Origin of the sequence: Vibrio galatheae (assembly GCF_000967545.1) — a bacterium.
Classification (GTDB): Bacteria; Pseudomonadota; Gammaproteobacteria; order Enterobacterales; family Vibrionaceae; genus Vibrio; species Vibrio galatheae.
This window is the reverse complement of record NZ_JXXV01000018.1, coordinates 200,637-211,698: the sequence shown is the minus strand read 5'-3', so window position 1 is coordinate 211,698 and position 11,062 is coordinate 200,637. Positions and strand designations below refer to the sequence as shown.

The 11,062-nt window shown below is 44.0% G+C and carries 10 protein-coding genes and 1 pseudogene; 7 read left to right on the top strand and 4 right to left on the bottom strand.

Annotated features, from left to right (window positions below; translation table 11 throughout):
- Positions 1-65: 65 nt before the first annotated feature.
- Complete coding sequence (gcvH, locus tag TW81_RS11730) at positions 66-446, bottom strand: glycine cleavage system protein GcvH (protein WP_045955895.1); 381 nt, start codon at positions 444-446, stop codon at positions 66-68.
- Positions 447-482: 36 nt separating this feature from the next.
- Entirely contained in the window at positions 483-1,778 is a 1,296-nt protein-coding gene (locus TW81_RS11725; RefSeq protein ID WP_045955894.1) for a serine hydroxymethyltransferase, read from the bottom strand.
- 368 nt (positions 1,779-2,146) lie between these two features.
- On the opposite strand from TW81_RS11725, the gene TW81_RS11720 reads away from it, so the two are divergent.
- The 4 genes from TW81_RS11720 to TW81_RS11705 all read left to right on the top strand — a co-directional run bounded on the left by TW81_RS11720 (position 2,147) and on the right by TW81_RS11705 (position 6,141).
- Entirely contained in the window at positions 2,147-2,770 is a 624-nt protein-coding gene (locus TW81_RS11720; protein ID WP_045955893.1) for a helix-turn-helix domain-containing protein, read from the top strand.
- Between the two features lie 259 nt (positions 2,771-3,029).
- The gene (gcvT, locus tag TW81_RS11715) at positions 3,030-4,148 is read left to right on the top strand and encodes a glycine cleavage system aminomethyltransferase GcvT (protein WP_045955892.1); all 1,119 of its coding nucleotides are present in this window, start codon (positions 3,030-3,032) and stop codon (positions 4,146-4,148) included.
- Positions 4,149-4,321: 173 nt separating this feature from the next.
- Positions 4,322-5,350: a S1 family peptidase gene (locus tag TW81_RS11710; RefSeq protein WP_045955891.1), complete on the top strand. Its 1,029-nt coding sequence runs from the start codon at positions 4,322-4,324 to the stop codon at positions 5,348-5,350.
- Positions 5,351-5,481: 131 nt separating this feature from the next.
- A complete protein-coding gene (locus TW81_RS11705) occupies positions 5,482-6,141 on the top strand; it encodes a LuxR C-terminal-related transcriptional regulator (RefSeq protein WP_045956038.1) in 660 nt (219 codons plus the stop codon).
- A 47-nt stretch (positions 6,142-6,188) separates the two neighbouring features.
- Here TW81_RS11705 and TW81_RS11700 read toward each other — a convergent pair whose 3' ends face one another.
- Positions 6,189-6,452 carry a DUF3012 domain-containing protein gene (locus TW81_RS11700; protein WP_045955890.1) on the bottom strand — a complete coding sequence of 88 codons (264 nt, stop codon included), beginning with the start codon at positions 6,450-6,452 and terminating at the stop codon, positions 6,189-6,191.
- Positions 6,453-6,813: 361 nt separating this feature from the next.
- Here TW81_RS11700 and rbsB point away from each other — a divergent pair, with 361 nt between their 5' ends.
- The 3 genes and pseudogenes from rbsB (at position 6,814) to TW81_RS11685 (ending at position 9,262) form a co-directional block, all read left to right on the top strand.
- Complete coding sequence (rbsB, locus tag TW81_RS11695) at positions 6,814-7,695, top strand: ribose ABC transporter substrate-binding protein RbsB (RefSeq protein ID WP_045955889.1); 882 nt, start codon at positions 6,814-6,816, stop codon at positions 7,693-7,695.
- A 19-nt stretch (positions 7,696-7,714) separates the two neighbouring features.
- A pseudogene (locus TW81_RS11690) lies at positions 7,715-8,131 on the top strand (HD-GYP domain-containing protein); the annotation flags it as partial.
- Between the two features lie 147 nt (positions 8,132-8,278).
- Positions 8,279-9,262, top strand: coding sequence for a chemotaxis protein (locus tag TW81_RS11685; protein ID WP_045955887.1), 984 nt, complete (start codon positions 8,279-8,281; stop codon positions 9,260-9,262).
- Positions 9,263-9,356: 94 nt separating this feature from the next.
- On the opposite strand, the gene TW81_RS11680 is transcribed toward TW81_RS11685, so the two are convergent.
- Positions 9,357-11,000, bottom strand: a complete 1,644-nt coding sequence (locus tag TW81_RS11680; RefSeq protein WP_045955886.1) for a methyl-accepting chemotaxis protein — start codon at positions 10,998-11,000, stop codon at positions 9,357-9,359.
- Positions 11,001-11,062: the final 62 nt, after the last annotated feature.

Sequence of the window (11,062 nt, the reverse complement as noted above, 5' to 3'; positions counted from 1 at the left end):
TATACGCCCGAACTTAGAAAAAAAGCTGCCACCCTAATCGGGGGCAGCTTCCTGCGTTTTCCTATTTACTCGTCTTCGATTGAGTTTAGGTATTCTTCTGCGTCTTTTAGGTTGTCGAGTTCAGATGCGTCTGACATCTTCACTTTAACAATCCAGCCGCCTTCATAAGGTTCTTCGTTAATAAGCTCTGGGCTGTCTTCTAATTCTTCGTTGATTTCCACGATTTCACCCGAGATTGGTGCGTAGATATCTGAAGCTGCTTTTACAGACTCAACCAGAGAAAAGCTATCGCCTGCTTCAATTTCATCTTCAACTTCAGGTAGGTCAACGAATACTACGTCGCCAAGCATTTCCTGAGCGTGTTCTGAAATACCGATAGTTACTGTGCCGTCACCGTTGTCACGTACCCACTCGTGGCTATCTGCAAACTTCAGTGTTTTGTCCATTGCTTAATCTCCAAAAAATAACTTTGATTAATTTGTTTATTGGTAAAGTGGGAAGCGAGCACACAGAGCTTTTACTTCTTTACGAACACGTTGTTCGACCTCTGCGTTACCTTCAGGGTTATCAACCAACCCGTCGAGAACATCGCCAATCCAATTACCGATGAGTTTGAATTCTTCAGCGCCAAAGCCGCGGCTTGTACCCGCAGGCGTACCCAAACGGATGCCCGATGTAATCATAGGCTTCTCTGAATCGAATGGGATGCCATTTTTGTTACATGTGATCCCTGCACGTTCCAATGCTTCTTCGGTCTTGTTACCTTTCAAACCTTTAGGGCGAAGGTCAACCAGCATTAGGTGCGTATCTGTTCCGCCAGTCACAATGTCACAACCGCGAGTTTGCAATACTTCAGCGAGAACTTTTGCGTTGTTGATCACTGAATCAATATATGTAGAAAATTCAGGGCCCAATGCTTCGCCAAATGCGACAGCTTTAGCCGCGATTACGTGCATTAATGGACCGCCTTGTAGCCCAGGAAAGACCGCTGAATTGATCTTCTTAATAATGTCTTCGTGGTTGGTTAAAATCATACCGCCACGTGGGCCACGTAATGTTTTATGTGTCGTTGTTGTCACCACATGCGCATGTGGCAGAGGGCTTGGGTGCGCGTCAGTCGCAATAAGACCAGCGATGTGCGCCATGTCGACCATTAGAATGGCATCCACTTCGTCTGCAATCTCGCGGAATTTAGCAAAATCAATCGTACGTGGAATAGCACTACCACCTGCGATGATCATTTTTGGTTTGTGCTCTACGGCGAGTTCGCGCACTGCGTCGTAGTCGATCTCAAGTGTTTCGCGGTCTACGCCGTACTGAACAGCATTAAACCATTTACCAGATAAGGCTGGGCGAGCGCCGTGTGTTAAGTGACCGCCTGCGTCAAGAGACATACCTAAGATGGTGTCACCCGGTTGAAGTAGAGCCAATTTCACCGCGCCGTTGGCCTGTGCGCCAGAATGAGGCTGAACATTGACGTATTCACACTTAAACAGCTGTTTAGCGCGCTCAATCGCAATCGCTTCTACTGTGTCTACGTGCTCACAGCCACCATAATAACGACGACCAGGGTAACCTTCTGCGTATTTGTTAGTCAGGCAGGTGCCTTGTGCTTGCATTACTGCCTTAGAAACAATGTTTTCAGAAGCAATAAGTTCAATTTGTTCGTTTTGGCGCGTGAATTCCGCTTGGATTCCAGCGAAGACGGCGTCGTCGGTAGCAGCAAGATTAGTCGAGAAAAAGTTCTCTAGGCTGTGATTTTGAAACGGTTTGTTCATGGTAGATGACCTTCCATTCGTGCCAACGAGCTATAGGTTCACGTTATTGGTTCTCGTTGGTTCTACTTCTATTACTACTCTTCTCTATGTAAGAGCAGGGTGATTTTTCAACCCCGAAATGGCGGGGAAACCGAAACAGAGTGTTGAAACTGTTCGACACAAAGTCCGGAAAAAACATCTCTACAACTAACAAGTTGGTAACATAGCGGTTGTCAGATAAACAATCAACCAAAAATTTCCTATTGGAAACAAGGTTTCTGTTTTTGTTAACAAGAGCACGGTTTATTTCTTGAACTAGCCTTTCTTCCACTAGCTGCTTCGTGCACAATAAAAATGAACAGGAAGTCGGCGAAAAAAAAGAGGGAAGCATGCCCGAAGACATTTATGATGAGTATCCATCTTTGACTCTGGCAAAAGAGTCCATTGATGAGAACATTGAGCCATTAAAACTTGGGCAGCGAATAAAAGAGATTCGTGGCAAGCTTGGGATCACACTAGAAGAGGCGAGTCAGCGCACTGGATTGGCGCGCTCTACATTAAGTAAAATAGAGAACGAACAGATCTCGCCAACGTTCCAAGCGATGCAAAAACTCGCTGTTGGTTTACAGATTGATATGCCTCAACTCTTTGAGCCACCTAGGAAAAAAGTTGCTACTGGCCGTCGGGATATCACTAAAGCCAACCAAGGAAAGCCTCACCCAACACCGACTTATGAGCATGAGCTGTTAGCCACACAGTTATCGAATAAAAAGATGATGCCGTTTAAAAGCCAAGTGCATGCGCGTAGCTTTGAAGAGTATGGGGATTGGGTACGACACGATGGTGAAGAGTTTCTTTTGATCTTATCTGGCACCGTGATGTTCTACTCGGAGTTCTATGAACCGGTTGAACTCAGTGAAGGTGACAGTGTGTACTACGATGCCAATATGGGACATATGTTGATCTCAACCAGTGAGCAAGATGCGCACATTCTTTGGGTTACGGCTAAGTAATGTAATTTAGGTGTAAATTTCCTATAGTGAATGCAACCGTTTGCTATTTGATTGTGTTGGTATGTAATAACGCCATTTTGGATATGTTTTATCCAGAATGGCGTTTTTGATTTATCTCTTTTGATGTGAATATGATGTTAAATGTCACATTTTGAATGCTTGTCATCATCTTAAGAGTGCAAAATGTCTACGCTCGTGTTTATTATTGGAAACAAGGTTTCCTTGTAAGGAAAGCGTACCTGATTAAACGGAGACAATAATGACTCAAGAACTACTCAAAACCCCTTTGCACGCACTTCACATTGAAGCTGGTGCTAAGATGGTTCCTTTCGCTGGCTACGATATGCCTGTTCAGTACAAACTCGGTGTAAAGAAAGAGCATTTGCATACCCGTGACGCAGCAGGGTTATTCGATGTATCCCATATGGGGCAATTACGTTTACATGGTGACGGTGCGGCAGAGTTTCTTGAGTCATTAGTTCCAGTAGACATTATTGACCTAGCACAGGGCAATCAGCGCTACGCTTTCTTTACCAATGACGATGGCGGTATTATGGATGACCTCATGGTGGCAAACCTAGGTGATCACTTGTTTGTCGTCGTTAATGCGGCTTGTAAAGAGCAAGATATCAACCACCTCGAAGCGCACCTGCCTTCGGGTGTCGAACTGGAAGTGATCGATGATCGCGCGTTGTTGGCTCTCCAAGGTCCTAAAGCGGTTGATGTACTGAAGCGTTTTAATGCTGAAGTTGCGGATATGCTGTTTATGGATGTTAAGAAGCTCGATATTTTGGGCGTCGAGTGCATTGTTAGCCGTAGCGGTTATACCGGTGAAGATGGTTACGAAATCTCGGTACCAAACAGTCATGCTGAGGAGCTGGCTAAAAAGCTCACTGCAGAAGACGAAGTAGAATGGATTGGTTTAGGTGCCCGAGACTCATTGCGTCTTGAGTGTGGTTTGTGTCTATACGGCCATGACTTAGATACGACCACCACACCAGTGGAAGCAAGCCTATTGTGGGGCATTCAAAAAGTTCGCCGTATCGGTGGTGAACGTCAAGGTGGTTTCCCTGGTGCAGATATTATCCTTAATCAAATTGAGACCAAAGATGTAACTCGTAAGCGTATTGGTTTAGTCGGTCAAACCAAAGCCCCCGTGCGTGAAGGTACTGAGCTGTTTGACGCTGAAGATAACAAAGTCGGCATCGTGACAAGTGGCACAGCAGGCCCGAATGCAGGAAAGCCGGTATCAATGGCGTATGTTCGAGCCGATCTTGCGGCGATTGGCACAGAGCTGTTTGCTGATGTCCGTGGTAAAAAATTACCGATGACAGTAGAAAAAATGCCATTTGTGCCGCAAAGATATTATCGTGGCTAATGGTTAGTTTACATATATTTGCTAAGCCTCTCGTATAGAGGCTTTTTTCACTCTATGAGGCTTAAACGATTGTTTCCTGTGCCTATATGCTGGAACATCATTTTCAACGTAAATAGCCTCGTTTTATTTACGGTAATCTAAACTTATTAAGTGATTAAGAGATAGGAAAAAGCATGAGAGTGTCGGCGCTGCTAATTTGTCTTCTGATGTGTAGTCGATTGAGTTATGCCATTGACGTTACGCCTTACGTTGTCAATGGCACAGACGCCAACATTGTCGATTACCCTTCATTTGCCAGCCTTTTCTATCGTACTGATAGCGTCTACAGCTCGTCTTCCTATTGTGGCGCGACCATGATCAATTCTCGCTATGTTCTTACCGCAGCGCACTGCATATATGGCGATGAGGACACAATGCTTTACACCGTCGTCACTCCTCAATTGGACGATGAAAGTAACTTTCTCTCTAACCAGCAAGAAAGGGCGATCGAGTTTTATTATCCTGACAACTATGTCGATTCCGCTAGTGAATATTGGCCCAATGATATTGCGATTATCAAACTTGAAACCCCCCTTGCCGTGTCTAACTACTCATCTTTGCTCAATACCTCGATAAACAATACGTTTTCTTCTAGCGATCTTTATAAAGCAATTGGTCATGGCTTAATTGCCGGTAATGTCTCAGGGGGCACCAATTTACTCGAAGCGACACTGACGTATGTGGATACAGCAACCTGCCAAGCGGAGTATGGAAGTAAAATAACCTCTAGCCAGCTATGTTTTAGCGGTGCGATAAATGCGGGCTATCGCAATGCCACTTGTCAGGGGGACTCTGGTGGCCCTGTCTACTGGTATAACGGCACACAATATATTCAAATTGGTATAACGAGTTTTGGCCCTTCAACGTGCGGTGACGCCAGCGTTAATGTCACGTCTGTGTTTACTGACATCTATGATTATCAGTCATGGATAGCACGGGTGTTAAGTGGAGTGGAAACGCCGAAGGCCTATGTGACGACAGTTAATGGCGTGCGAACCTTAGCGACTAATGCGTCTGGTGTAGCGGTTGTGACATCTGAAGGGGAGAGCGGTGGCGGTTCCAATGGTGTCATCATTCTCGTTTGCTTAGTGATCATTCTTTTGGTGCGAAGTGCTGGTGTATTCCTATTGCGCATATTCAATCCACCCGCTTCTCATAAATAAGAATGTCAGAGTAATTCTTTGAAACTAAAGGACGTTATGTTAAATGTTGAAAAATTGCTTGAGATACAAAGTTGACTATTTTGCGCTAAACTATAGTTTGAGTTATTAAATGTCAATTAGGTATTGTTATGATGAATAATGATGAGCACTATAAAATTACCCTTATTTCTGATCTAACCATGCAGTCAAGGCTGTTAAAAGACTCGTTGGAGAGAGGCTTATCGCTACATGTGGCGATGGTTACTTCTGATGGATTAGAACAAGGGGGCGCTCAGTTGGGTAATCTCGTCCTTATTGACTACCATTATCTTGATGACAACAAATTTGAAGCGTACAACCAAGCTAAAGGGGAATGTACCCATTCAGTGAAAGAGATAGTGTTTAACTGCCCTGACGAAGCCCCTTCAAGTTACTTGTTCAAATGGCGTAACTTAGTCGGCGTGTTTTATGTTGATGACGAAGTATCTATACTGCTCAAAGGGATGGAAAAGATCATGAACGATGAGATGTGGCTGTCACGCAAAGTTGCTCAAGATTATATCGAACATTTCCGCTGTGCAGACGTGGTGACGACTTCTCAAACGTATACAAACTTAACTAAGCGCGAAAAAGAAATCATGCGTTTGCTCGGTCACGGAGCTTCAAATATGGAGATAGCTGAAGAGTTATTTGTCAGCGAAAATACGGTCAAAACTCACTTGCATAATATCTTTAAAAAAATCAATGCTAAGAACCGCTTACAAGCCTTGCTCTGGGCAAACAATAATGTAGCGTTAGAAGAAAGGGTATAGCAAACAAAGGTCAGACTTCCATCTGACCTTTGTTTTACAACGGTCAATTAAAATACACAATGCTTGGCATAGCTGGTTGCATCGTTTGTACTCCAGTCTCCTTTGGGTTTTTCTTCCAAGTCATTGCACCAAGCTTCACTGCCTATCGCATCTTGCAGCAAACAATGCTTGGCATAATCTATCGCTTCTTGAGCCTTCCATTCACTTTTCTTTTTTGTCGCCAAGTCATCACACCAAGCTTGAGTACCTACTTCTTTTTGGCATGCACTCAGAGTGGTAAGTACAACGAAGGCAAAAGCAATTTTTTTCATATTTAGTTCCAAGAGTATTTTCCTCACACTATAGCGAAGATGAACACAAAAAGTGAGACCAGCAAGTTAATAAGAATACGATGGCTGACTTCAACATACATCCAATCGCTATATTTAAAGACGTTTATCTCCTTGGCAACCTGCCACAAATTTAGATTGCTAAAGGTCGCATAATGACGATGAGGTATTGCTGTTTTTTTGAATAATATCCTAAACTTATCTATGCCCGTATACTGCCCAACACACCTAAAAGTAGCGTTCTTTCTCTCGTTTTTACTGATAGGTTATAAACACGGCACAAAACATAATGATAGAGCCAGCCCATGATTTGGCTCATTTCGTCTTAAGCAAGGATGAGAAGATGAAAAAATTAGCAACTTTTATCTATGCTGTACTGCTATCGTCAACCGTTTCTGTTTCTGCTCAAGCCCAAGATAAAATGGCGATCGTTTTTTCCACACTCAATAATCCTTTTTTCGTGACGATGAAAAAAGGCGCCGAAGAAACGGCCAAACGGTTAGGCTATGATCTTATCGTGCTGGATTCAGAGAATGACCCGAAGAAAGAGCTTGCGAATGTTAAGGAAACAACGGTTCGTGGTGTAAAAGCAATCCTCATTAACCCAACCAATTCAGATGCGGTGGTAAATGCAATTCGCCTTGCCAATCGCTTGAACATTCCGGTACTAACCTTAGACCGCGGAGCCAATGGCGGTGAGGTCGTCAGCCATATCGCGTCAGATAATATCGTTGGCGGTGAAATGGCGGGCAACTATATAGTTGAAAAAGTCGGCATGAAAGCGAAGGTCATTCAACTTGAAGGCATTGTTGGTACGTCAGCCGCTCGTGAGCGTGGTGAAGGCTTTATGCATGCAGTGAAAGGGAGTGAAATGAAGCTGCTGGCGAGTAAGTCAGCAGGTTTTGAGCGTGATAAGGGCGAAAGTGTGATGGACAACCTGCTAAAAGCTAACCCCGATGTACAAGCTGTTTTTGCCCATAATGATGAAATGGCGCTAGGCGCAGTGCGAGCGATACAAGCGTCGGGCAAAGAAGTGATTGTGGTTGGGTTTGATGGTACAGATGAAGGTATTGAGGCTGTAAATCTTGGTCAACTTTCCGCTACGGTAGCGCAACAGCCAGATCTTATCGGCGCTTTGGGTGTAGAGACTGCGAGCAAGTTTCTGAAAGGTGGACAAGTCGATGATTATATTCCTGTCCCGCTAAAAGTGATTGCCAGATATTAAGCTATCGTCTGGCTATTTCTATGTCAATTTTTATCGAGAACTGAGCGAGTTGGCTGTCCAGCTTCTCGAAATCTATATGCAAAATATAGGTCTAACGTTTGAAAATATTAGCTTACTTATTGATTTTAAAGAGACTTCAAAGGAGCTTGTTTATAACCTTGCTAATGCAGTCGAAGCGCGTAGTCGTGAGACTGGGGCGCACGTTCAGCGTGTCTCTTTAATATGCGAACGTCTTGCCCTGCTATATGGTTTATCCGACCACGAAGCAAACATGATTAAACATGCCTCTCCTTTGCATGATGTCGGCAAGGTTGCCGTTCCTGATTCGATACTTCAGAAACCCGGAAAATTGGATGCGGACGAGTGGGAGATCATGAAGAAGCATGTTGATTACGGCGTTGAGATACTCTGTCGTTCACAACGGCTATTGATTACATGGTCATTGGTTTTGAGGTGTGAGCGGAGAACTTTGAACGGAGTTCGCGCATTTGATTTACAAATCATGGGAATATAGATACAAAGAGCAAAAGAATTTGTAATTGATGACGATAAGTTAGAGTGATCAAATTAAGAAAATAAGACTATGAGCGGATCAACCAGTACGATTTTAACAGAAAGTGGTACCAATGAACTTGAAATTATAGAGTTTCATCTGGTGAAAGAACTGCCCAACGGCAGCAAGAAGACGTGCTATTACGGTATTAACGTCGCCAAAGTGAGAGAGGTTATCCAAGTACCTGAGACAACGGATTACCCAAATGCTCAACCTCACATGGTCGGCGTCTTTTCATCGCGAGACATCCTAACACCCTTGGTTGACCTTGCCGGGTGGCTGGGTGTGCCAACGGCGAGAGATCTAGAGAAAAAGTTTGTTATCGTCACCGACTTTAACAATATGACCAACGGTTTCTTAATTGACAGTATCAGCCGAATTCATAGGATCTCGTGGAATGATGTTGAATCGCCTAGCCAGTTTTTGGAAGCGGGCGAACAAGACTGTGTGGTTGCTGTTGTGCGTAAAGACGGCAATTTAATTATGATTCTCGATTTTGAAAAGATCATCGCCGACATCAACCCAGAGCTTAGTATGGAAAAATACGATGTGACGGTTGACCGTAGTGTTGACCTTAACCAACGAATGGTAACCAAACGCAATGCAAAAACCATTATGGTTGTGGACGATTCGGCATTTATCCGCTCTCTGATCCAAGACACGCTGAGTTCTGCAGGGTACAACATCATTTCATGTAAAGATGGTGGTGAAGCGCATGAAAAACTGATGGGACTGATTGAAGTCGCCAAAGAAGAAGGCTTGCCCGTCAGTGAGCTGATTGATGGTGTGGTAACAGATGTAGAGATGCCACGTATGGATGGGATGCATTTAGTAAAACGTCTACGTGATAGCGATGCATACGCCACCATGCCTATTGTTATGTTCTCTTCTTTAATGAGTGAAGATAACCGGGCTAAAGCACTTGCACTGGGTGCCAATGACACCATCACTAAACCTGAAATTGGCAAGATGGTGTCGATGATTGATAAATATGTGTTTGGTAAAACGAACTAACAGAATTTATTGATTATTTGTCCCTTTAGTGGGCGGCAAGCTGGTCAACATAATAAGAGAGGCTCATCGTGAGCCTCTTTTCTGTTGGGAACTTTTACACCTTAAAAAAACCAAGCTGTTGCTTTTGATTTTCTGCTAAGTTAGATAATTCGTGACTCGCTGCGGCTGATTGAGTAATACCAGTGACATTTTGGCTAACGAGCTCATAAATGTTACCTAGATTTTTGTTAATGTCAGACGTAACTTGCCCTTGTTCTTCAGAAGCGACCGCCACTTGAGCATTGAGTGTCGTCAGCTCGGAAATAGAACCACTAATATCACTCAAAGCTTGGCTGACTTTTTCTGCTTGCTGTTGGTTTTTAGACAACATATCTAAGCTGGAATTCATGCTGTCATTAGCACTGCCAGATTGTTGCTGCAGTTCTTCAATAATGGTTTGAATTTCTTTGGTCGAGTCTTGCGTTCTTGCTGCCAGCATGCGTACTTCATCAGCCACTACAGCAAAACCACGACCACTTTCGCCCGCTCGTGCGGCTTCAATCGCTGCGTTTAGCGCAAGTAGGTTGGTTTGCTCAGAAATACTTTGAATAACTTCAATGACCTTACCTATCTGTTCAGACTGCTCTTTTAGCGAGCTAACAACAGTTGCAGCCTGAGTGAGTTGATGCGCCATTTTTTCGCTGTCACGAGTGTTTTGTTCGAAGGTAGCTAAGCTTTCGCGTGCGAGTTTGTCCGCATTTGAGGAAGCTTGATCGGCGAGATTCGCATTTTGCGTGACCTCAGCAGCCGTTCCTTCCATCTGATTGATTGCCGAAGCTACTTGTTCGACTTCGTTTTTCTCTTGGTCCGAGTTGGCACTTGATTGGGTCATCACAGCCGCCAGTTCAGTAGACGCAGACGCTACGTCGACACTGATTCGAACTAATGAGTCGACAGTAGTTTTTAGCTGCACTACGGTGGAATTGAAGTCTCTCGAAAGCGCCGTGATTTCGTTGTTGCCCTCTTCGGTGACTGAAACCTTTAAGTTACCTTGTGCCAGTTCTTGCATCGCTTTTTGCAGCTTGGTGATCGGATTGACAATAATTCCGGCCAATAACCAACTGATTGCCAACGCGCACAGTAATACGATGCTTAAGCCGAGTACGGAGTTCGTCAGTACTCCAGAGTGAACCTGTTCATTCTGCTTTACATCTTCTAACGCGAGTTGATTCAGTTTGGCAGAAAGAACCTCAATTGCGTTTACCATCAGCTTGCCTTTGTCACGATAGATGGTTGAGGCTTGATCGTACTCGGCTTGAAAATCGTTCGAGATGGATGATTGCTGATGTTTACTCTTCAATAATGGAATCATAGTGTTAACGGAATAGCTAACGTAACCTTCAATCGCTTGTTCCATTTGCGCTACTTCGCGTTGAAGCCCTGGTACGGTGCGTAATGAGTCGAGTCTACGCAAGCTATCGTTTTGGTTCTCAAGCAAAGTGGTGTGTAGCTGAGCAACGTCTTCGGCTCTAAAAAGGCTGTAAATCGCCTTGATACGCATTCCATAGGTGTTATCGATGATTTTGGTCAGTTCATCTTTGTGTTCTACAACGTTTTCGGTAGATACCATCACCTGGCTGAACGCCTGTTTTAAACTGGAAGTGCTAAAAGTAATTCCGACAATGAGTAGTAATAATGTGAATACTACAGGCACGACGACCTGCAGTTTAATGGATAAGCCGTTTAGTAACTGGCGCATTTAGAGTCCTCTTCTGTGAAATAGCAATCGTTTATTATTCTTATAATACGGGCGATTTTAAT